Here is a 23,177-nt window from a genome sequence, read left to right as displayed (position 1 = left end):
ATTTAAAAGCAGGATCTTTGTATTACTATATGCGGGTGAGAGGAACATTGCCATATTGTTGTTGAATATAGTATACAATATTGTTAATTTTAGGAAATTTTACTTGAGGAGAAGATATGAGTTTTTGGGGTCATTTTTTATTGTTTAATAAAAAAATATCTAATATTTCTCTTTTGTAACATGAAAATATTATTCGTTGCTCACGAAAAGGAAGCAGGAGGAGTTGCTAGTCATGTTCTTAGGCTTTCAAGTGAGCTTGTGCAAATTGGACATAAAGTAAAAATTGCTTGGCATACACCTACAGAACATGATGATGTGAGTCTGCCATTACACAGTAAAGATCCTGTGTCACTCTTTCTTTCTTCATTTGGCTTATTAAAACTCCTTAAAGATTTTTCTCCAGACATCGTTCACGTACATTCAAGAATGCCATTTTTGGCAGTTCTGCCATGGGTTAAGGCTTTCAAAATTCCGGTGGTGTATACCGCACACGGTAACTATAGTCCTCATAGGCTTTCAAAATTAATTTCTTTTGCTGATGTAGTTATAGCGCTTTGTTCAGCACATCAGATCTACGTGACTAAAGAACTTGAAGTTGATGTAAGAAAAATAAGAATAGTTGGAAACGGTGTAGATACAGAAAGATTTAAGCCAAGATCTATAGAGAAAAAGGGTAACGAAATAGTTATTGGACTGGTGGGGAGATTAGTTAGCGCTAAGGGTTTTTCCTTTTTTCTTAAAGTCTTTAGTTATCTGCCTATTCAGACCAAACTTATAATAGTAGGAGATGGGGAGCTAAGGGAGGTATTAGAAGAGGACGCAAAAAATCTAAACATATCTTCTAGGGTTATTTTTATGGGAAAAAGAGATGATATGGAAAATATCTATCCAAACTTTGATATCTTCTGTTTGCCATCTATTAAGGAAGTCTATCCGTTGGTTCTTCTGGAAGCAATGAGTTCAGGGCTTGCGTGTGTAGCTTCTGACGTAGGGTGCATTTCTGAAATAGGAAAGAATTCGATTATTGTTTTACCAAAATCTGATTTAAATCTATGGGTAAAATCTCTTTTAAGGCTTATAGAGGATGAAGAAGGCAGGAAAAGTTTGGCAAAAAGGGCGAGGGAGAGAAGCAAGGAGTTTAGTTGGAGAAAAGTGGCGAGTAAAGTTGAAGAAATTTATCTAGAAGTAATGAAGAATGGGAAGCGAGCATAGACCTTTAACTGAGCCTTCTGAAATAAAACCTGAAATTTTGTTTGTTAGATTTAGTTCATTTGGAGACATAATATTGGCTTCAGGAGTAGTTGCACTTTTAAAGAATATCTATCCAAATTCGAACATTACCTGGGTAATGGGCAAAGAATTTGTTCCTGTTTTTGAAGGGAGAACACTTGCAGACAGAATTGTTGGTATAGATAGAGCTGGTTTTAAAGGTTATATTTCAATGTTAAATCTTGCTAATCAATTTAGAAATAAGATTTTTGATATTGTTGTTGATATTCAGGATAATAGAAGATCGGCATTTCTTTTGAAAATGCTCAAATATAAAGTGAGAACAAAATCTATGCCATCGCTTGAAGAAAGAAGAGATGATCACGCATACTTTCATTTTTCTAGAATTTTGAAATCTATAGGAATTAACAAAATACCAGATAAACCACACTTGTTGCTTAATGATCAGGATAAAAAGATACTAGAAGAAAACTTACATTCTTTAGGTTATAAAGGCGAACCGCTTGTTGTATTTGCTACATCTGCGAGCCAACCTTTGAAGAGGTGGAGTGTTGAACACTTCAAAACATTAGCAAAAATTATCACATCTAAAAATAATGTTGCTATAGCGTTAGTTGGCGCAAAAGGTGAAGAGAGATTTGGATTTGAAGGTGAAAGAATATATAATCTTATAGGGAAACTTCCGTATTTTTCTTCAATTCTCTTAATAAAAAAGGCAATACTTCTTGTAACAAACGATTCTTCTCCTCTGCACATGGCTTTTAGCGTTGATACACCTGCAGTAGTGCTTTATGGACCTACTAGACCAAACTGGTCACTTCCCCAGGGACCGTATTTTGCAATTCAAAGTCCGATGGATTGTAGTCCCTGTATGAAGAAAAGATGTTCAAAAGGTATAAGTTGTTTAGATGAAATACAGCCGCAAAATGTGTATAATGTAATATTAAAAAACAAGGAGAGAATAGGATTTGAGTTTTCAGTTTGAAAGTGCAGGAGAATCTCACGGTAAGGGTTTGGTAGTTTTTATAAAAGGCATACCAGCAGGATTATCGATAGATTTAGATAGAATAAACAGCAGACTAAAAGAGCGTATGGCAGGATATGGCAGAGGCGGGAGAATGAATATTGAAAGCGATTGCGTTGAGGTTTTATCAGGTTTAAGAGGGTCTAAGACTCTTGGTTCGCCCCTGGTTTTTTGGATTAAAAATAAGGACTACGAAAATTGGTCTGATTCTATGGATCCAATTTTGGGTCATGGCAAGGAAGTTTTGAGCGCAAGACCTGGCCATGCCGATTTTATTGGAACTTTAAAATACAATTTTGATGATATAAGAAATGTTTTGGAAAGGGCTTCTGCGAGAGAAACTGCTTCAAGGGTGGCAGCTGGTGCTGTTGCAGAAATACTTCTTGAGAGCTTTGGGGTTAAAGTTGGCTCCTTTGTAATTAGCATCGGAGAACACACCTTTCCCCTTCCAGAAGATCTCTTATCCGGGTACGAGAAATCTCGCAGATCTATATTTTTTATACCCTATCCTGATGAAGATGAAAGGATAAAATCATATGTAGATAGAATCAAACAAAAAAAGGATACCTTAGGGGGAAGTGTATTAGCTTTTGCATTGAATGTTGTGCCAGGGATAGGAAGTTATACCTCATATAATGAAAGACTATCTGCAATAATATCCTTTCACATATCCTCAATTCCTGCTACAAAGGCTGTAGAAATAGGTTTAGGTGCTAAGTCTTCAACCATGTTGGGTTCTGAATTTCATGATGAATTTATATCTGAACAAAAACCGTCTTCAAAGAATCTGTATGGGGGGATAAATCAATATTTGCCTAAAGGAGTTTTTAGAAGGTCAAATTTCGCTGGGGGCATTGAAGGCGGCATGTCTAATGGGGAACCGATAATAGTAAAGTCGTTTATGAAGCCTATACCTTCTACTGCAAAACCGCTAAACGGTTTGAATATAAGATCAATGAAGATTGAAGAGGCATCATATCAAAGATCTGATGTATTAGCTATTGCTGCTTATTCTGTAATTGTTTCGATGCAACTTTCTATAGCCCTTGCGGGCTGTTATCTTAAGAAATTTGGTTCTGATAATATGAATGAAACTTTAGATAATTTTTCTAGATATAAAGAATATCTCTTTAAGAGGCTCTCAACTTGAAAAGGAATATAGTTTTGTCTGGCTTTATGGGCACGGGAAAGTCCACTGTAGGCAGAGCTCTTGCCGATAGGCTTGGTTGGGGTTTTATTGATACAGATGAACAAATAGAGAAGTTGTCTGGAATGAAGATAACAAAAATATTTTCTGAATTTGGAGAAGACGTCTTTAGGAGATTTGAAACTTTAATTGTCTACAACGTTTCTAGACTGTCCAATTATGTTATATCTGTGGGGGGAGGGACTCTGGTAAATCCTGTTAATAGGGAAGTCTTAAGTAGAAATTCACTTATAATTACATTTATGGCACAGCCTGAAGTAATTTATTCAAGGGTTTGTTCTAATAAAGATAGACCTCTTTTAAATCTAGGCAGTGAAGACCTCATATTAGAGCGAATAAAGGAGTTGCTTGAAAAGAGAATGAAATACTATTCTATGTCTGATTTTATTTTAGACACATCATTTAAAGAAATATTTGAGCTTGTAGATGAGATAATAGATCAAATTTACAACATTGTTTTTTGAAAATTTTAGGTATATAAAAATTGGGTGATGATATTATGGTAAAAACTTTAAATTTTGAATCTGGTAATGTAAGTGTATACTTTGATTCTATTGATAAAACTTTAGATGAGATTACAAAGGAGAGGTATTCAAAGATCGTAGCTGTTACACACGATGTGTTATTGGATATCTACAACTTAAAGAGTATTTTTGAGAGTAAAAATATTAATATAATTACCTTGCCTGAAGGTGAAAAGACAAAGTCCTTAGCAAAATTTATAGAACTTTCAAAAACCTTTTTTGAGCACTCTTTAGATAGATATTCCCACGTTATTGTTGTGGGCGGAGGAGTCTTAGGTGATCTTTGTGGTTTTTTGTGCTCAGTATATATGAGGGGCATATCATTTTCTCTGGTGCCAACTACACTTTTATCAATGGTAGATAGTTCAATTGGTGGGAAAAACGGGATTGATTTAGATTTTGGAAAGAATCTTTTGGGAACGTTTTATCACCCAAAAAATATTATTGTAGACTTGAATTTTCTTAAATCCTTACCGAAAAGGGAGATTTCATCAGGTATGGCTGAAATTATTAAATATGCAATACTTGAGAATTCCCTTATACTTGAAGAAATCAGGAAAGGGGAACCTGATATGGAAAGGTTGGTTGAGCTTTCAATCGACACAAAATCCAAGTACGTAAAGGAGGATGAAAGAGAAACCACTGGAAAAAGGGCGCTATTAAACTTAGGACATACTCTTGGTCATGCAATAGAGGCAAGTACGGGATTTTCGAGATTTACTCATGGAGAGGCAGTGTCAATTGGAACTTGCTTCGCCTCATTTTTCTCGTATTATCTAGGTCATGCTAATATAAAATTTTATGAAGAAGTTAAGTCTTTATTTCATAAATATAATCTTCCCATCTCATATCCAAGTGATTTGGACGTTGAATCAATTAAGCAATATATTTTGAAAGATAAGAAAAATATCTCATCCCAGATAAGATTTGTTATTCCAAAAGATTTCTCTCAAGTAGCTGTTTATCCAACTGATTTTTCAACAATAAAGGATTGCCTCTTAAATTGGATCGAATATGAAAAGAATTAGTGGTCTAATAGGCAAAGATATTTCATATTCACTGTCCCCTGCGATGCACAATAAGGCCTTGGAAAAATTAGGAATTGATGCTGTATATTTGTTGTTTGATTTGGAAAGAGAAAACTTATCCGACTTTTTAAGAGTGATGATTGACGTGGGGGCATTAGGATTCAACGTAACTATTCCTTATAAAGAAGCCGTTATGGAGTTGGTTGATCGCATTGATCCTGATTCACAGGGTGTTGGAGCGTTGAACACAATTGTGTTACGTGATGACAAGTGGTTTGGCTATAATACCGATATATATGGGATAAAGAGATCTTTTGAGAATATCAATTATGATCTAAGTGGTAAGGTAGTAGGAATCTTTGGAACAGGAGGGGCAGCAAAGGCGGCAATATATCTCTTTCTTAAGGAAGGCGCGCGAGTTTGGGTTATGGGAAGAAATTCTGATAAAATGAAAAGTCTGTCAAGGTTATACGATATTGAAACTATACCTTGGAGCGAAGATCTGCCTTACTTTGATGTACTGGTTAATGCTACTCCTTTGGGGAAGAACTCTACTGGTATGCCTCCTTTTCCAAAAAACTGTAATATAGAGGATAAAGTCTTTTTTGATATGGTTTATGTGCCTGTTTACACGCCCTTTTTGATGGAAGCAAAAAAGTTGGGTGCCTCAGTTATATCGGGGATTGACATGCTGCTTTATCAAGGTGTCAAAGCCTTTGAATTGATTTTTAAAAATAAACCCCCAATAAAAGATATGAGGGATGAACTGTTTAAGTTAGTTGCCTCTTCGTAAGTTGATAAATTTCATTGCCCTTTGGAGGTATAAAATTGGATGAAGATGTAAAGGAAGACGATCAAGGGGTTAGAGCTGTACAAAATAACTGGTTAGAAGGGAAAAAAGCAAAATTTATCCCAAATGTAGGAGAATTTTTTGCTATCTTCAGGGTTAATAGTTTGTGGTTTAACGCCTTTGAGGCATCTTTATTCTTGTTTTTTATTGTAATTTCGGTTTTTTTTGATTCCTTTTTTGATTCTTTTACTTTTAGAATTTCAGTCTTTAAATGGCTGATTATGTTTTATATAATTTATTCTATAATTTTCTCAATAATTTTAAGAGAAAGTCCGATTTATAAAATTTTAATGTTGGTTGTATTATCGCTAGCTTTGAATATAGGACTTTTTTATCTTTCATTTTTACTTGGAGTATTCCCTTATAGGGGATTTGATCTTGAATTTGGTCCGTTTATGTTTTTTGCCTCGATCTTATTGCCGATTGGCATAAAACTTGTAGATAACTTTTGCGTTCAAAAAGAGGTTGTAAGCTCTAAAGTTGAAGATCTTCCTGATAAAAAGGACTTTGATGAGAGTAGCCTAGATAAGTCAATAGGTAATCTTAATCATGATATACCTAAAATTTCTGAGGTTAAAGATTTTGAAGATATTCAATTGCCCTTGAACGTTTCAGGTTTTTCTTATTATGCAGATAAACTTGTAGGTTCGTGTGGGTATATTTTGGTTGACAAAGATGGTATTATTTTGTCTGAAAAAAATTTTTTTGAGAATAGTCAGGTAAAGGCATTAATTTTGGACTCTATGTCAAAAATGGTAGGGGACTCTATTTTGCGGCTTGAGTTTGGAAAATTGGAAAGCATGCTTTTATTTAATGACCAAATAGGTGTAATGGTCTTTTTATTGAAAAATGGGGCGAAATTTTTCGTATTCTTTGATTCAAGACTTGATAAGAAAGTCAAATTTGAACTTTTTTTGGAATCCTCTAACCTTGCTTCAAGGTTGATCTTTGACATAATATAAGTGTTTTTCAAGGAGGCAAAATGCTGTTTGAAATTATTAGTTTTGTAGGAAAGAGCAATTCTGGCAAGACTACCTTTCTTGAGAAATTGGTTTTGGAACTCTCAAAGAGGGGTTATAAGGTTGGGGTTTTAAAGCATGACGTACATGGTTTCGAGATGGACAAAGAGGGCAAGGATACCTGGAGAATGGCAAAGGCTGGTGCGTGGTCGGTTGGGATCTCGCATTCTGAAAAGATGGCTATTATTCAAAGAGTTACAAAAGAGCTCTCTTTAGAGGAGGTTGCAAAATTTTTTGAAGGGGTAGATATACTCTTTACTGAGGGTTATAAGAGAGAGGGCAAAAAGAAAATTGAGGTAAGGAGGAAAGGAATAGAGCCTTTATGCAAGCCTGACGAAATTGTAGCTCTCGTAACAGATGACTTTAATTCTGGCGAACCTATTCCTCAATTTCCAATTGATGACCCTGTTCCGATTGCTGATTTTATAGAAGAAAAATTTATTAAATTTAGGCATGTTGAGTGTGCTCTTTGGGTGAATGGCAAAGAGGTAGAGTTGGGTGCGTTTGTTGAGAAAGTTATTAAAGAGGTTAACCTTGCTTTGATAGGTACTTTACACGATGTGGATGAAAATCCTAGATCTATTGATTTGAAAATTAGGCTTTGAAATCAAATAAGCTAGATAATGATGGATTATAATTTTTTATATAGGGAAGCTATAAAACTTGAACTTATGCCTGTATCTGAAGCTAAGCAGTTTCAGAATGATTTGAGAAATAAGTTGGTTTTTTGTAATTTTAATGTCTCAGACGATCTAAAGATTCTTGGTTTGGACGTTTCGTATAAAAATAATTTTGCAAAAGCGAGCGCTGTGGTTTACGACTTGAAGAGTAAATCAGTTCTTCAGACAGGGGTTTCAAGATGTGCTGTAAGATTTCCATACATCCCTGGCTTGCTTGCATTTAGGGAATTAAAGCCGTTAATTGCGGCTATGAGGGGAATTACACTAGATTTTGATGTGATAATGGTTGACGGTCAGGGCATAGCTCATCCAAGAAGAGCAGGGCTTGCATGCCATATCGGTTATATTTTGAAAAAACCAACATTTGGCTGTGCAAAATCGAGGCTTTTTGGAGAAGAGATAGGTGAACTTGGGCCCAAAAAAGGCAGTTTTATCCCTCTTGTTGATGGTTGTGAAACCATCGGAGTAGTTTTGAGGACTAAGGACAAAACATCTCCGGTATACGTTTCTGTAGGTAATATGATTGATTTGAACAGCGCAATAGAGATAACTTTAAGATGTTCGGTATCAAGAATACCTGAACCCTTAAAGATTGCAGATACTCACTCTAAAATAGCGGTTGAGGTTTAATTTTAATGTTTGTAAAAATTAAAGTGCCAAGGTCTTTATGGTACGATTCATCGTTTAGTTCACTTATAACATTTTTTGACGCCTCTAAAAGGGCGTCCCTGTTTTTGATAGTATATTCAACCTTATCCCACAATTTTTCATAAGGAAATAGCACTTCTGGAAATACGTTTTTTCCCAGTAATATATTTGGTAGTAAAAAGCATATTCTTTTATCGTTGTATTTGGGTGGAATGAAAACCTGATTAGGTCTTTCAAGTTTTTTCTTGTAAAAGAAGAAATCCCACGGATGTATTCTGTATACGCCTACAAAGGGTATATTTTCTTTTATGATCCTGAGAATCATTGTTCCTGAGGTTACAATTGCTGCATCAACGCTTTTTGTTGTTTTTTCTTCTACACTTATCTTTTTTGAAATCAAAATTTTAAATATATTTTTCTCTAAGGGCCCAAAGGGATAAATGTTAAAAGTAAAGTTGTTTCGCTTGTTCATACATTCATCTAAGACAAAGGGCAAAATCCAATCTACTTCTTGGGATCTACTTCCTGGAAATATTCCAATATTGATTTTTCCCGTTCCAAAGGAAAGTGATCTGGCCGGAAAAATCTTGCTTTCATCGTCTAATATAGGATTTCTTATCAAAAAAGTCTTTTTTCCTGTTCTTTTATACGCCTCAAGGTAAAACTTATAAGGTACAAGAAATAGGTCAAAAGGTTGAGCAAGATTGTTTATTTCATCCTGAGTTTTGCCCCACGGACCAGGTGGAAAAAAGTATATGAATGGCGCCTTTATTCCGATAGATCTTAATTTTTTGGCAAGTCTGACGTTCGTTCCTCCAAAGTCTACAAATATAATAATGTCAGGGTTTATGTCTTTTATTCTCTCGCTAACTGATCTGATGTAGTTTGCAATTGGTAAAGCCTTTTGGATAGATTTTACCATTCCTATAGCGTTCAGATTGCTCGTATCATAAATTAATTCGCAATTGAATTTTTTCGCGAGAAAATCTGAAGAAGCAGCGTATAGCTTAAAGATCTGAACTTTTTCGATTGATTTTAATAAACTAACGGATATCTCTTCTGCTGAGCGTTCAGCTGTAAATATTGCTACCTTTAGCAATTACCACATACCGCTGTCTAAATCTAGTGGCTTTTCAACAAGCAAATAGTCTGCTCGCTTTATTGTGTCCTGATCTACATCGGTTGCGTAAGTGGATTCTATCCTATATTCATTCATCAAACCTGAAGAATCAACCTTGATTCTTATGATAGCTGAGAGCTTTGGTGGTATATCAACGTAATAGAAGTCTCCTTCTTTTGGAAGAGGCTGATTGTTTGTTGTTGTAACACTTGCTTTTATTCCTAGCGGGTAATCGAGATATATGTATACTCTGATCTGATTTAAGGTGAGATTTTGAATTGTGTGGAAGAAAAGCGATTGCGTAAACGGATAGGTACTGTAAGGTAATACATAAGAACTAGGCGGGTCGCCCTGGCTTACACTTATTGATGCTGCCATAGCGCCAGCTTGATTTAAAACTATAAATAATAAAGCTATGAAAATTACTTTCTTCATAACTAAGTATTTTAACACAAAAAATTATCGAAAGGTAATTTAAAGAAATATCACTTTTTAATACTAATTTTTCTTTGATTTAGTTGATCGGGGAGCGATGATTCCTAATCTTTTTAGCTTTCTGAAGAAGGTACTCCTTGTCAAGCCAAGGTCTTTTGCGGCTAGATCTCTATTAAAGTTGTTCTTTTTGAGAGCATTTAATATAATTTCTCTTTCTTTGCTAATTACGCTTTCTTTTATATTAATCTCGTTTTGTAAAATTTTTGGCAGGTGTGTTATGTCTATACTTTCTTCTGAACACATTAGCACTGCGCTTTCAATTATACTTTTAAGTTCTTGTATATTTTCTGGATAATCGTAGTTAACAAGGGCATTGATTGCATCTTGAGTAAATCCTGTTATCTTTTTGTCGTAAATTTTGCTAAAGTGGAATAAAAAACTTTCAGCACAAAACATAATGTCTTCCCTGCGATATCTTAGGGGTATTATTTCAAATCTGAATTCACTGATATTAAAGTAGAATTCATCTCTTGAAAGTGAGTCCTCTGATGATGAAAAAGTTATTAATTTGTTATTTTTGTTAAGTTCGCTTGTATTTTTTATGAAATTTAGGAGCTTTGCTTTAAAGTCTTTAGATATCAAATCTATGTCCTTTATATGAATTGCGTCATAATCTAAAAAAATGCTTTCAAGGTTTAATTCTTTAACTGTTCTTAGCGAAAATTCAGAAAAGTTCTTAATTTTTTTGTTTTTTATAATCCATCTTACAAGTGCATCCTTGCCAGTACCTTTCTCGCCGATAATGTAAATTTTATTTAAGTCAGGTAGGGCATTTTTTAGAACAGAGAAACTCTTTTGCATCTGTAAATTTTTGCTTTTGAAACAGAAATCCTCTTCAACTTTAAGGACCTCTTCTCTTAATGCCATTATTTCGGACTGATCTCTAAAAATTTGTGCTACGCTCACTATTTCGTTAGATAGATTTTTTATTAAAACGTTTGAAACGCTAATAAAAACCTTGTTTCCGGAAGAATCTATTATGTAGCCGTTTTTTTTGATTGCCTCTTTTTTTTCAAGTGCCTCTTTTATAGGACAGTTCTTTAAGCACATATTAGATCTGAAAACGTCATAGCACTTTTTGCCTATTGCCTCTTTCTCAGTTACTCCCGTTATATGTTCGGCTGCTTTATTAAAAAAGATTATTCTGAAATCCATATCAATCGCATATATGCCATCGCTTACACTGTTTAGTAAGAGAGAGCCAACATCGGATAGGCTTATATTTTGGATATCAAAAAGGGCTATGACGTTTTTCAAATCAACTCCTAAATTAGTTAGATTTTAATTTTTCCCACATATCAATTATATCCTGTGATGATGAAATATTTAGTTCCACAATTGTTTTTGCTTCTATTTGAGCTTTGGTCACCAAATTATCATATCTAATCTTTCCTATTACTTTAGCTCCTAAATCTTTTGCTATATTCTCAATTTTCTCCGACATTTCAGGGTTTAGATCAAATTTGTTTATACAGACGAGAGATTTTATCCTGAAGTGATTCGCAAGGGATAATACCCTTTCTAAATCGTGAATGCCTGAAAGCGTTGGTTCAGTTACTACTAAAACGTCTGTTGCGCCAGTAACAGATGCTATTACGGGACAGCCTACTCCAGGTGGTCCATCAATAATAATCAAATTTTTACCCTGTTCTTGCGCAAGCTTTCTTGCCTCGCCTCTGATTAAGGAGACGAGTTTTCCTGAGTTTTCCGCTGCAACGCCTAATTTTGCGTGCACCATAAACCCTACTCTGGTCTCAGACTTCATCCACACTCCGCAAAGTCTCTCTGGAAAATCTATTGCCTTTTCGGGGCAAAACTCAACGCACACCTTGCACCCTTCACACGATGTTGGTTCTACACGAAATTTAGAATTACTATCTTCCTTTATGGCATCAAACCTACATAAAGATTTGCAAGTTCCGCAGCCTGTGCACTTGTCCTGGTTTATTTCAGCGATATGTCCACTATAAAAGTCGTGTTTTTCAATTGAAATGGGCTTTAAGAGAAGATATAAATCTGCTGCGTCTACATCGCAATCTGCAACTATACAATCTTTTGATAGATATGCAAGGGAAGCGCTAATACTTGTTTTACCAGTACCACCTTTGCCGCTTATTACTACGATCTCTCTTGGTCTATTATCCATTTTGAATCACCCCATCAATTTTTGTTAACGCTTCCTCAAAACTCTTCCTGTATTCTGGCAGGTTTTCAAAGATGGTTTTACCATTTGAATACAACTCTGCTATTCTTCTATCATCTGGGATTTCTAAAATGATTAAGATATTTTCGTCTTTGCAATATTTATGTACTCTGTCGTCGCCTGAACCCACTCTGTTTATTGCAACTGCAAATTTCTTATTAAGCTTTCGCGATACCTCAACTGCTAGAATCAGGTCGTTTAAGCCAAATGGGGTAGGTTCTGTTGCAAGTATTACAAAATCTGCATCCTTTATTGCCTCTATTACAGGGCAAGATGTTCCTGGAGGGGCATCTATTATGTTTAGCGCATTTTTGCTTTCATATTTTTTTACTGCGCCAATTAATGGGGGACTCAGTGGGCTTTTAACGTCCAAAAGACCATAAATTAGATTTATTTTCCCTGCACTATAAAAATTTATCATCCCAATTCTGTGATCCACCTCGTGAATAGCCTTTGGTTGGCAAACAAGAGAACAACCTCCACATGAATGACACATCTCTTTAAAAACAACTGGCCTTCCCTTAAGTGATACTATTGCATTGTACTGACAAAAGTCACTACATGCACCGCATTCTGTACAGACGCTCTCGTCAACCTCTGGAACTTTTACGTTTACAACTTCTTCCTTAACCTTCTGACCTTTTATGAATATGTGAGAATTTGGCTCCTCCACGTCGCAGTCTAACAACGTCACATAGCCATATCTTTCAGCTGCTACCAGAGCAAGGTTGGTAGCAATAGTTGTCTTGCCTGTGCCACCCTTTCCTGATGCAACAGCTATAGTCATCTCCAATGCCCGCCTTTGGTGGGTGAACTTAGCGTTTGTAGTTTTCCTTCTTTGAATTCTTCTAAAGCCTCTCTAACGGTTTTGGAATCTGATATATATATTTTTATGCCGTTTCCAGATAAAACGTTAAATGCATTTGGTCCACAATTTCCTGTAACCAATGCCTCTACTTTGGCATCAACTAATTTTTTTGCAGCGCTAATTCCTGCTCCATGAGCTGATTCTATACCTGCCATATTTTCAAGTGCTTCCGATTGATTGGTTTCTGTGTCATAGACTATAAAGTACATTGCCCTTCCAAATCTTTCATCAAACTCTGAATCTAAACTATTTCCTCGTGATGTAAAGGCGACTTTCATATTTACTTCCTCCTTGTATGTAAATTCCGATTTATATTAATAAATTAAAAGACTAAGAGGGAAGAGTTCCCCCCTTAGTTGCTTTTATTCTTTTTCTTCTAGTGAGCTTAGTCTATTTTTGATGGCTTCAACGGTTTTTTCGAGAGCACTTAGTTGATTTTGCAATATACTCTTTTCAGCTTGTGGATTTGCATAAGCATTATACAGTGGTGAACCTATCCAGCCAAGTCCTCTGCCAAAAAATCTTCTACCACAACCAAAAAACCCTCTTCCTAATCTCCATCCTGCTGTAGCAAATCCAGCCAAAGTGTTTCCAGAACAATATCCAAGTCCTCTACCAGTCATAGGTCCAAGTCCCATTGGTCCAGTTCCATCGCCTCTTGGCATTTTTGTCACCTCCTTTCGTAACTATATTCTTATAAATCCTAAAAGCCACAAAACTAAGAAGACCGCAGTCCAACCAAGCATTAGCTCAATTCTTCCCGTTACCAGAGAGATAATGATTCCCAGGAAAAATATTAGGTAAACTACAGGCATCCTGTTACGTATAAGCGTGCTACCGTAAAAACCTCTTTGTCCTCCTATCCAGCGAGAACCTCTTCTTCTGATACCTCTCATATTTTTACTCCTTAGGCTATCCGCAAACTCTTAGCCTCTAATCATCATCGTCCTGCATTTTGGACACTTTTCCTGAACGCAAGGCACTCCTGGCTTATGAGGTATTCTAGTCCCACAATTTGGGCAAACGCACTCTCCTCCTGGTCCAAAGCCTTGCCCACCCATGCGACCTCTTCTCATACCCTGACCTGCTCCCTGACCAGATCCCATCGGTCCTGTTCCATCGCCTCTTGGCATTCTTATCACTCCTCTTGAAATATAATTTTTTATGCTATACCCTTTTCTAAACCTGTTTTGCCTGCAGCCTGGCATCAGTAAATTAGTTAAATTCCCTCCTCTTAAAAGCCTTGAGAGAACCTCTTCTTTGTTTCCACAAATAAATGAAATTACTCTGGTACATGCTGACAGCTGGGATTCAAGCTGCCTGCTAATTGCACCGCAGATAAGCAGATCAACGCTGTTTTTTAGAAAGAAATCAAGAATATTTGCCTGATCAACTGTATATAGTTTTCTACCTGTAACTTCACCGTTATTAATTTCGATAATTTCTATATTGCTTGATGAGTCAAAAACTGGAGCGATAATTTCTTTATACACAGACAATCCTACTTTCAAGCTACTCTTCCTTTCAATAAAAATTTTAGTATCATTTACTATACTATATAGTATAACATAAAGTGTCAATAGTGAGACTATAGAAAATAAAAAAAATAAAAGGTTAAGAAATTAAAAGCCTGTTTATACCTTCATAACGAGGATATCGGCTAAAAAGAGAATTGATCCACAGATTATCAGGGTAGGCTCTATTCCGATAGAATTTGAGAGAAAACCAATGAGAAGTGCTCCAAAGGGGGAAAGCCCGATAAAAGAGAGCGAATATATGCTCATCATCTTTCCCCGAATATTATTTGGCGTTTTTACTTGAATTAAAGTATTTGTTGTAATAGCTAAGGATATCAAACTGAATCCGGCTAAAAAGAGAAAGATGCTGCAGCTTATAAAATTTTGAAATATGGCTATACCTATTAAGCTTATAGAGAGTAAAAGAGAAAAGCGCTTAATCACATTTATAAGATTAGAAGTGTCTTTCCTCGTTCCCAAAAAAAGTGCAGCAACTAGAGATCCTATTCCAGAGGATCCCATTAAAAAGCCGTAACCTTGAACCCCAGTGTGTAATATCAATTTTGCAACGGCAGGCAAAAGAACCATATAGGATATACCAAGGGAACCTCCCATTGAAAGAAGGCAAATTGATATGAGTATTTCCTTATTGCTTACGGTAAAGTTATATGCAGCTTTAAAATCTGCCTTTACTTCTGAGGTTAAATTTCCCCCTTTTTTTGTCTTTATAAAAAAGAGTGATGTAAGAACTGCGAGAAAGGATATCGCATTTACCAAAAAGCAAATTGCTTCCCCAAAAAATGCTACCAAAAAACCTGCGATAGTTGGTCCAATTACCCTTGCAGCATTAAACATTCCTGAGTTTAGAGCTATAGCCTGAGGGAGGTCTCTTTTGTCATCAACTAATTCTACTACGAAAGCCTGTCTAGTAGGCATGTCAAAGGCAGCTATAAAACCAGATATGCTTGTAAGCGCAATAAAATACCAAAAGCTTGCATTTTCTATAGTAGCTAAAAACATTAACAGCGCAACAAAGGTGAAAGCCGTTTGAGTAACGTATAATATACTTTTCTTTTGGAAGGTATCAGCTACGTTGCCGCCAAAAAGCGTGAATATTGCCATAGGAACTTGTGCGGAAAAAGTTAACAAGCCTAGAGCCGATGTTGATAAGGTTATCTTGTATACAAGCCAAGAAAGAGCAGCGCTTTGTATCCAGCTGCCTATTAAAGAAATTCCCTGTCCCCAAAAATATAAACTAAAGTTGATTTGCTTTAGGGGATTTGGAATCAGATCAGAAAGACTAGCACTCAACTTTCATTAACTCCATTTTCCAAGAGATTTAATAAGAAATAGATCTGTACCAGAAACCTCCATAGAATATTTTTATTTTAGATATATTACTTGAGTATATTATATAACATTAGTTTTCTTGAAAAGGTTAAGAATAACATACAGATTTTTATGTAACAGTGAAATGACTATCAATAAAGAAAGATAGAAGTCATCTTCCACTAATTAGTACGATATTTTGTTAAGCTTTGAATATTATTATGTTAAAATTAATCAATAAAAAGGACATAAATAAGGGGAGATTTATTTGTTAATCTTTTTTTTTGGACGTATTAAAAGATGAGAGTTGGCTATTTAGGCCCAAAAGGTTCTTATTCTGGCGAGGCTTTATTCAAACTTAATTTTCTGACTGATTTTGAAGCAATTGAAGTTTCTGACTTTAGTACTTTATTTGATATGCTTCAAAAAAGAAGTCTTGATTGCGTGATTGTGCCTGTAGAGAACTCAATTGAGGGAGCAGTTGGAATAGTTCTTGAGCTTATGCTAAAACATGATTTTATAATTCAAGAAGAGACAATTTTGCAAATTCAGAACGCTCTAATGGCGCTTCCTGGAACCAGGTTGAACTCTATTGAAAGAGTACTTTCTCATCCTCAACCTCTTTTGCAGTGTAAGAACATGATATCTAGACTTTTACCTTATGCTAAAGTTGTTAGTTGTCCTTCAACAGCAGAAGCGGCAAGATTAGCCTCTTTAGATCCTAAATCTGCTGCAATAGGTTCTCCAAAAAACGCTGAGCTGTATAAACTTGAGATTCTTCTAAGTAGCATCTCGGATGAGGAGTATAATTTTACAAGATTTTTTTTGCTTGGAAGGACGAATCGTTCAAGAACTGGACATGACAAAACAAGCATAGCATGCTCTACCTATAGAGATAAACCAGGAGCTCTATTCTCAATACTTTCAGAGTTTGCCTTTAGGAAGATTAACCTTACAAAGATTGAATCAAGGCCAAGCAAGAGGGTGCTTGGAGATTATATCTTTTTCATAGATATGATGGGTCACAGGGAAGATGCTCATGTAAAAGAAGCCCTTGCAGCTCTTGTAGATAAAACCTCATTTATAAAGGTATTTGGTAGTTATCCTGCCTTTAGAGAAAAAACTGTTTAAGGAGATAAGGATGCTTGATATTAGATTCTTAAGAGAAGATTTTAAAATTTTAGAGGACTCTTTGATGAAAAGAGGGACGAAATTAAATTTTAATTTACAAGATCTTGTAAGCCTTGATCAAAAGTTAAAGCAGCTTAGAGCTGAGATATCCAGTCTTAGAGAAAGCCAGAATAAGTTGTCTAAGGAAATCTCCCTCTTAAAAAAAGAGAAGAAGGACGCAAGTGAACTTGTTGAAAAATCAAGAAAAATTGGGGATGAAATTTCAAGGCTTTCGGAAAGTGAAAGAGGATTAGATTCACAATTTAAAACTATGTGGTATCAGTTGCCAAATATATTGTTACCTGATGTTCCCTTTGGTACTGATGAAACGCAGAACGTAGTAGTTAACTATTTTGGCGAACCGAAAGATTTTGATTTTGAAGTTATGCCTCACTGGGATTTCGGAAAAAAACTTGGGTTGCTTGATATTGAAAGAGCAGGAAAGGTAACGGGGTCGAGATTTTCCTTTCACGTAGGTTTGGGCGCAAGGCTTGTGAGAGCCTTGCTGAATTTTATGATGGATCTTCATAAGGCTGATGGTTTTATTGAGCTTTGGCCTCCATATTTAGTTAATGAGGCTTCTATGTATGGCACAGGACAGTTGCCGAAATTTAGGGATGAACTTTTCAAATGCGCTGATGACCCATATTTTCTTATACCGACTGCAGAAGTGCCGGTTACAAACTTTTTTAGAGATGAAATTTTGTCTGATGATTCTTTACCAATAAGATTTTGTGCCTATTCGGCGTGTTTCAGAAGAGAAGCTGGTTCTTATGGCAAAGATGTTAGAGGGATAATAAGGCAGCATCAGTTCGATAAAGTAGAATTGGTTGTTTTTTGTAGGCCAGAAGAATCTCTAAACGAATTAAACTTTATAACAGAACAGGCACAAAAGGTTTTGAAAAAATTAAAGTTGCCGTATAGAGTAATTGAGCTTTGCAGTGGAGATTTGGGTTTTGGCTCCGCCAAAACCTATGATATAGAGGTATATATGGCTTATTCAAAAAATTACAGAGAGATATCTTCCTGTAGCAACTTTACAGATTTTCAGGCAAGAAGGGCAAATATACGCTATAAACCTAAAGGTGGTAAAACTAGGTATGTCCATACATTAAATGGCTCAGGTCTTGCAATTGGTAGGACATTAGCTGCAATTTACGAATATTATCAAGATAAAGATGGTAACTTGATTATTCCTGAAGTGTTAATTCCATATATTGGTTTAGAAAGGATTGAAAGTCCAAAATGTTGATAGATTTAAATAGTGATGTTGGCGAAAGTTTTGGAGTCTATAAATATGGTAGTTCTGAAGTTATAGGTTTTGTCAGTTCTGTAAATATTGCATGCGGAATGCATGCAGGAGATCCAATGGTAATGTTAAAAACGGTAGAAATGGCAGGGAAAAATAACGTAGCAATTGGAGCTCACCCCGGGTATCCTGATTTAATTGGATTTGGAAGAAGAGAATTTCATTTGTCAAAGGATGAGCTCTATGCATATACCCTTTATCAGATTGGTTCTCTTTATTCCTTTTTGCGCGCGAAAAAGCTTGATATGCAACATGTAAAACCACATGGATCTCTATACAACAAGATAGCTAAAGATAAAGATGAAGCGTATGCATTCTTGTCTGCTGTAAAAGATTTCTCAAAAGAATTGCTTGTTTTCTTACCACCTGGTTCACAATCTGAAGAGGTTGCATTAGAGATTGGTTTAAAGGTTGTAAAAGAAGGTTTTTTGGATAGGGCTTATAATTCTGATGGTACTCTTGTTTCAAGAAATATTCCTGGAGCTGTTTTAACAGATGAAGATTTTATTGTGAAAAGAGCTGTGGAGATGATCTTAAATAAATCTGTAAAGACAATAGATAACAAAATTATTTCTGTTAACTTTCAAACTTTTTGTGTCCATTCGGATACCCCTGGAGCTCAGAATTTTGTGAGAAAGTTACTAAAGGCTTTTTCTGAAAATAACATCGTAGTTAAGAGAGCAAAAGATTGGGTGTAGATGCAAAGTTTTCTTTTGTTTCAGAAGGTTCGTTGTTAGTTGAATTTGATGACAAGATAGATTATGAAATATCAGAAAGGATTGATGCACTCTCTTTAGCCCTGAAAGAGTTGGACATTATAGACATAACTATTTCTTATTCAAGTTTATTAGTAGATTTCGATCCTATTAAATACAGTTTGGATGGATTTTTATCTGAAGTGAAAAGGATCTTTGACTTTACTATGTTAAATTTTACTAGTAGAGACAAGAAATTAAACGTTCGCGAAATATTTGTGAAGTTCGGAGGTCAATTTGGACCAGATCTTAAATACGTAGCCGATTTTCACAATATTTCAGAAGAGGAGGTAATAAGAGAATTTACATCAAAGATCTATAAAGTATTTATGTTAGGCTTTACACCAGGATTTGCGTATATGGGTATACTGTCCGATAAAATTGCCACTCCAAGATTGCCAACTCCTAGATTGGTTGTAGAGGCTGGTTCTGTCGGAATTGCGGGAAATCAAACTGGAATATATCCTGTTAGGTCTCCTGGGGGTTGGAGAATTATTGGAAGAACTGATCAAATAATGTTTTCTCCTGAAAAGGAGGATCCTTTTTTCTTAAAACCATCAGATTATGTAAGGTTTATAAGGCTTGATTGCGACAATTGAGATTCTAAAATCTAATTTTCATACAATTATTCAAGGTAATCCAAGACTTGGGTTTAAAGCGTTTGGGGTACCTGAAAGTGGACCTGTTGATCCCTTTACTTCTGTTCTTGCAAATTTATTATTAGATAATGAACCTTATGCCCCCTTGTTGGAAATTACCCAGGGAGGACTTGAATTTTTGGTTCATAATGATACTTACATTGCCTTATCTGGGGCTGATCTAAATGCTGTTATTCTGAGAAAGAATAGATCTTTAACTATACCCATTGGACTAGCAATAAAGCTTCATGATAAAGATAGAGTCGTTTTTAATGGTTCGAATAAAGGCTTTAGATGTTGGTGTGCCTTTTGTGGCGGTATAAAAGTTCCTCCTATACTTTCAAGTACATCAGCTCTTGAAACTTCTAATTTTGGGGGTATATTTGGTAGGCGTTTGCTAAAGGGGGATGTGTTTGAAGTAGAGAATAACACTAAACCTAGGAATAAGATTTTGCTACCGTTATTGAACTTTAGAGAGGAAGAAAATGTTTGTCTTAGGGTTGTTAAGGGGTCTCAATATGATAAATTTTCACAGGATGACATAGAGAATTTCTTTAGAAATTCCTACAGGGTGCTTTCTGATAGCAACAGGATCGGTATTAGGTTGTCTTGTGTCGATAAAGAATCTAAAGTTGTTAAAGGTTTTAATATTTTATCTGATCCGAGTCCTTTGGGAGCTGTTCAGATTACAGTTGATGGAATTCCTATAATACTCTTACAGGACAGAGGAACTGTTGGAGGATATTCTAAGATTGCTACTGTAATTAAGGCTGATTTTATTAAGATTGCTCAGTTAAAACCTAATCAATTGGTAAATTTTAAATTAATATGCATTGAAGATGCAATAAATGAATATTATAATGTATTGAATTTAATAAAGAAGTCGATATTAGAAGTAGATGCTGATTTTATTAAGAAGTATATGAAATTATTTAGAGAAAATGATTTAACTTTTTTTGAGTTTAATACTAATAACTTTAATTTATTGTTGAGAAGAGACTATTTTAAAACTAAAGGGTGCTAAGGTGAAAGCGAGAGTAGATATTGTAAAGTTAGAAGAGGAACTAGGATATGTTTTTAGAGATAAAAAATGGCTTATTACATCTCTTACTCACTCTTCTTATTCTTACAATCATCCTGAAGTGAAAGATTTTGAAAGACTTGAATTTTTGGGCGATGCAGTCTTAAAACTTGTTGTTAGTCATAAAATTTTTTTAATGTATCCAGAGATGGATGAGGGTGACATGTCAAAATTAAGGGCATATCTAATTTCCGACAGACATTTAACGAAGATTGCCAAGAAACTTCGCTTGCAAAATTATTTATTGATTGGTTCTAGTGAACACTCTATTAAAGATTCAATTTTATCTGCGTCTTTTGAGGCTATATTGGGAGCAGTTTATGTAGATGGAGGTCTTAAAAATTGTTATAAAATAATTGATAAATTGATGAGCATAAAAATTGAAGAATGTGAAGAAGATTCTAAAACTGCTTTGCAAGAATTAACCCAAGGACTATTTGGGGTCCTTCCAGAATACAAGGTCATAGATGTAAAAGGTCCTTCGCATTCGCCAGTTTTTGAGATTCAGTTATCTATTGCCAATAAGTTTTTTTACACTGCTACCGGCAACTCTAAGAAAGAAGCTCAATCAGAAGCTGCAAAAAAGGCTTTAAAAGATTTAAGATCTATCAGGAGGGAAAATTGATTAGGGCAGAGAATCTCGTAAAGAGATATAACAAGCTTTTGGCTGTTAACGATATTAGTATAAAGGTTGAGAAGGGTGAAATTGTGGGACTTCTTGGTCCTAATGGTGCGGGAAAGACTACTACATTTTATATGATAGTTGGTCTAACCAAGCCTACCTCTGGCTCAATATACAAAGATAACATTAATATTACGAGATTTCCCATTCATAAAAGGGCAAGTTTCGGTATTGCCTATCTTCCTCAAGAGCCATCAGTTTTTAGAAAGCTTACCGTATATGAGAACCTTTTGTTGATTTTAAGCGTTTCGGGTAAAAAGATGGACAAGGGTAAAATTAGAAACATTTTAGACAATTTTGAAATATCCAATATAGCGAGAAAGAGGTGTGAACTTTTATCAGGTGGAGAGGCAAGAAAGGTGGAGATAGCAAGAAGCTTGATATTGGATCCGGATTTTTTACTTCTTGATGAACCTTTTTCTGGTATAGATCCTAAATCAGTTTCAGAGATGAAGAATATGATATCCAATTTGAAGAATATGGGGGTCGGCATACTTATGACCGATCATAATGTCAGGGATGCCTTGAAGATAATAGATAGAGCTTATATTATCTCTAATGGAAGCGTGTTGTTTTCTGGAAGTCCTAGGGAAATAACTGATCATATCGAAGTAAAGAAGGAGTTTTTAGGAAATGACTTCTCGTTATAAAGATAGGCAATTGCGACTGGCTGATGAAATAAAGAAAAGAGATTCAGATGCGTTTTTAAGCAGTTCAGTTGTAGATATGGTTTATTTTACAGGGTTTTCAGGAGAAGGCCTTATCTTTTACTTGCCTGATGAAAAGCCTTATATAATTACAGATGGGAGATACATTGAAGAAGCCATGAAATTAAAGGATATAAAATTAGTTCAGGTAAAACCTGGAGATGGTTATGTTAAAACATTTTGTATGTTAATTGACAAGCCTATTTCTATACTCTGTGCTAATGACTTCCCTTTTAAATATGCTGAATATATAAGAAAAAATTCACCTTTTAAACTTTACGATGGACATGACCTGGCTTCTGAATTAAGGAGAACTAAATCTAAAGAAGAGATATCAATTTTAAAAAAGGCTGCAGAAATTTCCTGTATGATCTTTTATAAAGTTAAAGAGATGTTAAGACCTTCAATTACGGAAAAAAGGGTTGCAGCTATAATTGTTTCAGAATCTTTTGAAAATGCAGATGGAATTTCTTTTGAACCAATTGTAGCGTTTGGTGCTAATTCGTCTCTCCCTCATTATAAACCTCAAAGTGTTGAGCTAAAAGATAAAGACATAGTACTAATAGATATGGGCGTGAAATTTTTGGGATATTGCGGAGACATAACAAGAACTTTTATTTTCAACGGAGAAAATGATTTATTTTCTGAGCGATATAAGTTACTTTCTGATGCGAGAGAAAGAGCTATAAAATCAATATCAGTTGGAGTTGCGTTATCAGTGCCTGAACAAATCTTGAGGGAATCTCTTGGTGAAGAACAAAGATATTTTATTCATAGCCTTGGACACGGTTTGGGTCTTGAAATTCATGAAAAACCTGTATTGTCATCAGTTAACGAGGTTAATAATGTTAAGTATTTCTCTGAAGGGGATGCTTTTACTGTAGAACCAGGTCTTTATTATCCTGGTTGGGGCGGAATAAGAATTGAGGACGATTTTGTTATTGAAGATGGTGTTGTAAAAAAGATTACGTTTTAAATGTTTAACCGCGTTTAATTGAAATATAAAGTCTATTTTTTCTTTTTGATCCTCTTGCAGATTATGTTTATCCTACTGATGAATTTGTAAGAAAAGCCTATATTCAAAATCAACCAT

The 23,177-nt window shown here is 35.3% G+C and carries 27 protein-coding genes; 17 read left to right on the top strand and 10 right to left on the bottom strand.

Going from position 1 to position 23,177, the window contains the following annotated elements; genetic code table 11:
• Window positions 1-180 precede the first annotated feature (180 nt).
• The 9 genes from ACWIUX_RS02805 to ACWIUX_RS02765 are packed head-to-tail and all read left to right on the top strand — an operon-like array spanning window position 181 to window position 8,192.
• Window positions 181-1,212, top strand: coding sequence for a glycosyltransferase family 4 protein (locus tag ACWIUX_RS02805; RefSeq protein ID WP_448589208.1), 1,032 nt, complete (start codon window positions 181-183; stop codon window positions 1,210-1,212).
• The gene (locus tag ACWIUX_RS02800) at window positions 1,196-2,215 is read left to right on the top strand and encodes a glycosyltransferase family 9 protein (protein ID WP_448589207.1); all 1,020 of its coding nucleotides are present in this window, start codon (window positions 1,196-1,198) and stop codon (window positions 2,213-2,215) included. Before ACWIUX_RS02805 ends, ACWIUX_RS02800 begins: the two co-directional genes overlap by 17 nt.
• Complete coding sequence (gene aroC, locus ACWIUX_RS02795; RefSeq protein ID WP_448589206.1) at window positions 2,199-3,404, top strand: chorismate synthase; 1,206 nt, start codon at window positions 2,199-2,201, stop codon at window positions 3,402-3,404. The genes ACWIUX_RS02800 and aroC overlap by 17 nt, the downstream gene beginning before the upstream one ends.
• The gene (locus ACWIUX_RS02790) at window positions 3,401-3,925 is read left to right on the top strand and encodes a shikimate kinase (RefSeq protein ID WP_448589205.1); all 525 of its coding nucleotides are present in this window, start codon (window positions 3,401-3,403) and stop codon (window positions 3,923-3,925) included. The genes aroC and ACWIUX_RS02790 overlap by 4 nt, the downstream gene beginning before the upstream one ends.
• 35 nt (window positions 3,926-3,960) lie before the next feature.
• Window positions 3,961-5,013, top strand: a complete 1,053-nt coding sequence (aroB, locus tag ACWIUX_RS02785) for a 3-dehydroquinate synthase (RefSeq protein ID WP_448589204.1) — start codon at window positions 3,961-3,963, stop codon at window positions 5,011-5,013.
• Window positions 5,000-5,806 carry a shikimate dehydrogenase gene (gene aroE, locus ACWIUX_RS02780; protein WP_448589203.1) on the top strand — a complete coding sequence of 269 codons (807 nt, stop codon included), beginning with the start codon at window positions 5,000-5,002 and terminating at the stop codon, window positions 5,804-5,806. Before aroB ends, aroE begins: the two co-directional genes overlap by 14 nt.
• Before the next feature lie 35 nt (window positions 5,807-5,841).
• On the top strand, window positions 5,842-6,825 hold the full coding sequence (locus ACWIUX_RS02775) for a hypothetical protein (RefSeq protein ID WP_448589202.1): 984 nt from the start codon (window positions 5,842-5,844) through the stop codon (window positions 6,823-6,825).
• 20 nt (window positions 6,826-6,845) lie between these two features.
• Complete coding sequence (gene mobB, locus ACWIUX_RS02770; RefSeq protein ID WP_448589201.1) at window positions 6,846-7,487, top strand: molybdopterin-guanine dinucleotide biosynthesis protein B; 642 nt, start codon at window positions 6,846-6,848, stop codon at window positions 7,485-7,487.
• Between the two features lie 18 nt (window positions 7,488-7,505).
• Window positions 7,506-8,192, top strand: a complete 687-nt coding sequence (locus tag ACWIUX_RS02765; RefSeq protein ID WP_448589200.1) for an endonuclease V — start codon at window positions 7,506-7,508, stop codon at window positions 8,190-8,192.
• Here ACWIUX_RS02765 and ACWIUX_RS02760 read toward each other — a convergent pair.
• From ACWIUX_RS02760 to ACWIUX_RS02715, 10 genes are all read right to left on the bottom strand, one after another.
• On the bottom strand, window positions 8,170-9,309 hold the full coding sequence (locus ACWIUX_RS02760; RefSeq protein ID WP_448589199.1) for a hypothetical protein: 1,140 nt from the start codon (window positions 9,307-9,309) through the stop codon (window positions 8,170-8,172). The two genes, ACWIUX_RS02765 and ACWIUX_RS02760, sit on opposite strands and share 23 nt — an antisense overlap.
• On the bottom strand, window positions 9,310-9,765 hold the full coding sequence (locus tag ACWIUX_RS02755) for a hypothetical protein (RefSeq protein ID WP_448589198.1): 456 nt from the start codon (window positions 9,763-9,765) through the stop codon (window positions 9,310-9,312).
• Between the two features lie 63 nt (window positions 9,766-9,828).
• Complete coding sequence (locus ACWIUX_RS02750; RefSeq protein ID WP_448589197.1) at window positions 9,829-11,082, bottom strand: PAS domain-containing protein; 1,254 nt, start codon at window positions 11,080-11,082, stop codon at window positions 9,829-9,831.
• Between the two features lie 13 nt (window positions 11,083-11,095).
• Complete coding sequence (locus tag ACWIUX_RS02745; protein WP_448589196.1) at window positions 11,096-11,971, bottom strand: ATP-binding protein; 876 nt, start codon at window positions 11,969-11,971, stop codon at window positions 11,096-11,098.
• Window positions 11,964-12,815, bottom strand: a complete 852-nt coding sequence (locus tag ACWIUX_RS02740; RefSeq protein ID WP_448589195.1) for a nucleotide-binding protein — start codon at window positions 12,813-12,815, stop codon at window positions 11,964-11,966. The genes ACWIUX_RS02745 and ACWIUX_RS02740 overlap by 8 nt, the downstream gene beginning before the upstream one ends.
• Entirely contained in the window at window positions 12,812-13,174 is a 363-nt protein-coding gene (locus ACWIUX_RS02735) for a NifB/NifX family molybdenum-iron cluster-binding protein (protein ID WP_448589194.1), read from the bottom strand. The genes ACWIUX_RS02740 and ACWIUX_RS02735 overlap by 4 nt, the downstream gene beginning before the upstream one ends.
• Window positions 13,175-13,258: 84 nt before the next feature.
• Window positions 13,259-13,561 (bottom strand): DUF5320 domain-containing protein, encoded by a 303-nt coding sequence (locus ACWIUX_RS02730; protein WP_448589193.1) that lies wholly within the window; start codon window positions 13,559-13,561, stop codon window positions 13,259-13,261.
• A gap of 21 nt (window positions 13,562-13,582) precedes the next feature.
• The gene (locus ACWIUX_RS02725; RefSeq protein ID WP_448589192.1) at window positions 13,583-13,792 is read right to left on the bottom strand and encodes a hypothetical protein; all 210 of its coding nucleotides are present in this window, start codon (window positions 13,790-13,792) and stop codon (window positions 13,583-13,585) included.
• 30 nt (window positions 13,793-13,822) lie between these two features.
• Window positions 13,823-14,389 (bottom strand): DUF5320 domain-containing protein, encoded by a 567-nt coding sequence (locus tag ACWIUX_RS02720; RefSeq protein WP_448589191.1) that lies wholly within the window; start codon window positions 14,387-14,389, stop codon window positions 13,823-13,825.
• Window positions 14,390-14,530: 141 nt separating this feature from the next.
• Complete coding sequence (locus tag ACWIUX_RS02715) at window positions 14,531-15,724, bottom strand: MFS transporter (protein ID WP_448589190.1); 1,194 nt, start codon at window positions 15,722-15,724, stop codon at window positions 14,531-14,533.
• Window positions 15,725-16,042: 318 nt separating this feature from the next.
• Between ACWIUX_RS02715 and pheA the strand changes: the two genes are divergently transcribed.
• Genes pheA through ACWIUX_RS02675 form a run of 8 tightly spaced genes read left to right on the top strand, consistent with a single transcriptional unit; the run spans window position 16,043 to window position 23,060 of the window.
• On the top strand, window positions 16,043-16,873 hold the full coding sequence (gene pheA, locus ACWIUX_RS02710; protein ID WP_448589189.1) for a prephenate dehydratase: 831 nt from the start codon (window positions 16,043-16,045) through the stop codon (window positions 16,871-16,873).
• Between the two features lie 10 nt (window positions 16,874-16,883).
• Entirely contained in the window at window positions 16,884-18,164 is a 1,281-nt protein-coding gene (serS, locus tag ACWIUX_RS02705) for a serine--tRNA ligase (RefSeq protein WP_448589188.1), read from the top strand.
• Window positions 18,158-18,919 (top strand): 5-oxoprolinase subunit PxpA, encoded by a 762-nt coding sequence (locus ACWIUX_RS02700; RefSeq protein ID WP_448589187.1) that lies wholly within the window; start codon window positions 18,158-18,160, stop codon window positions 18,917-18,919. Before serS ends, ACWIUX_RS02700 begins: the two co-directional genes overlap by 7 nt.
• Window positions 18,910-19,575, top strand: coding sequence for a 5-oxoprolinase subunit PxpB (gene pxpB / locus ACWIUX_RS02695; protein ID WP_448589186.1), 666 nt, complete (start codon window positions 18,910-18,912; stop codon window positions 19,573-19,575). Before ACWIUX_RS02700 ends, pxpB begins: the two co-directional genes overlap by 10 nt.
• Window positions 19,559-20,638: a 5-oxoprolinase subunit C family protein gene (locus ACWIUX_RS02690; RefSeq protein WP_448589185.1), complete on the top strand. Its 1,080-nt coding sequence runs from the start codon at window positions 19,559-19,561 to the stop codon at window positions 20,636-20,638. Before pxpB ends, ACWIUX_RS02690 begins: the two co-directional genes overlap by 17 nt.
• A 1-nt stretch (window position 20,639) precedes the next feature.
• Window positions 20,640-21,320 (top strand): ribonuclease III, encoded by a 681-nt coding sequence (gene rnc, locus ACWIUX_RS02685; RefSeq protein WP_448589184.1) that lies wholly within the window; start codon window positions 20,640-20,642, stop codon window positions 21,318-21,320.
• A complete protein-coding gene (lptB, locus tag ACWIUX_RS02680; RefSeq protein WP_448589183.1) occupies window positions 21,317-22,027 on the top strand; it encodes an LPS export ABC transporter ATP-binding protein in 711 nt (236 codons plus the stop codon). Before rnc ends, lptB begins: the two co-directional genes overlap by 4 nt.
• Complete coding sequence (locus ACWIUX_RS02675) at window positions 22,011-23,060, top strand: M24 family metallopeptidase (protein ID WP_448589182.1); 1,050 nt, start codon at window positions 22,011-22,013, stop codon at window positions 23,058-23,060. Before lptB ends, ACWIUX_RS02675 begins: the two co-directional genes overlap by 17 nt.
• Window positions 23,061-23,177 lie beyond the last annotated feature (117 nt).

It is taken from the genome of Thermodesulfobium sp. (assembly GCF_053498235.1).
Note: the sequence above shows the minus strand (reverse complement) of the source record. Positions and strands in the feature narration are given on the sequence as shown.

Bases quoted from the DNA above. Each gene is read 5' to 3' on its own strand.
- ACWIUX_RS02805 (WP_448589208.1), top strand. From the start codon at position 181: ATGAAAATATTATTCGTTGCTCACGAAAAGGAAGCAGGAGGAGTTGCT.
- ACWIUX_RS02800 (WP_448589207.1), top strand. From the start codon at position 1,196: ATGGGAAGCGAGCATAGACCTTTAACTGAGCCTTCTGAAATAAAACCT.
- aroB (WP_448589204.1), top strand. From the start codon at position 3,961: ATGGTAAAAACTTTAAATTTTGAATCTGGTAATGTAAGTGTATACTTT.
- aroE (WP_448589203.1), top strand. From the start codon at position 5,000: ATGAAAAGAATTAGTGGTCTAATAGGCAAAGATATTTCATATTCACTG.
- mobB (WP_448589201.1), top strand. From the start codon at position 6,846: ATGCTGTTTGAAATTATTAGTTTTGTAGGAAAGAGCAATTCTGGCAAG.
- ACWIUX_RS02765 (WP_448589200.1), top strand. From the start codon at position 7,506: ATGATGGATTATAATTTTTTATATAGGGAAGCTATAAAACTTGAACTT.
- ACWIUX_RS02755 (WP_448589198.1), bottom strand. From the start codon at position 9,765: ATGAAGAAAGTAATTTTCATAGCTTTATTATTTATAGTTTTAAATCAA.
- ACWIUX_RS02745 (WP_448589196.1), bottom strand. From the start codon at position 11,971: ATGGATAATAGACCAAGAGAGATCGTAGTAATAAGCGGCAAAGGTGGT.
- ACWIUX_RS02740 (WP_448589195.1), bottom strand. From the start codon at position 12,815: ATGACTATAGCTGTTGCATCAGGAAAGGGTGGCACAGGCAAGACAACT.
- ACWIUX_RS02735 (WP_448589194.1), bottom strand. From the start codon at position 13,174: ATGAAAGTCGCCTTTACATCACGAGGAAATAGTTTAGATTCAGAGTTT.
- ACWIUX_RS02730 (WP_448589193.1), bottom strand. From the start codon at position 13,561: ATGCCAAGAGGCGATGGAACTGGACCAATGGGACTTGGACCTATGACT.
- ACWIUX_RS02725 (WP_448589192.1), bottom strand. From the start codon at position 13,792: ATGAGAGGTATCAGAAGAAGAGGTTCTCGCTGGATAGGAGGACAAAGA.
- pheA (WP_448589189.1), top strand. From the start codon at position 16,043: ATGAGAGTTGGCTATTTAGGCCCAAAAGGTTCTTATTCTGGCGAGGCT.
- serS (WP_448589188.1), top strand. From the start codon at position 16,884: ATGCTTGATATTAGATTCTTAAGAGAAGATTTTAAAATTTTAGAGGAC.
- ACWIUX_RS02700 (WP_448589187.1), top strand. From the start codon at position 18,158: ATGTTGATAGATTTAAATAGTGATGTTGGCGAAAGTTTTGGAGTCTAT.
- ACWIUX_RS02675 (WP_448589182.1), top strand. From the start codon at position 22,011: ATGACTTCTCGTTATAAAGATAGGCAATTGCGACTGGCTGATGAAATA.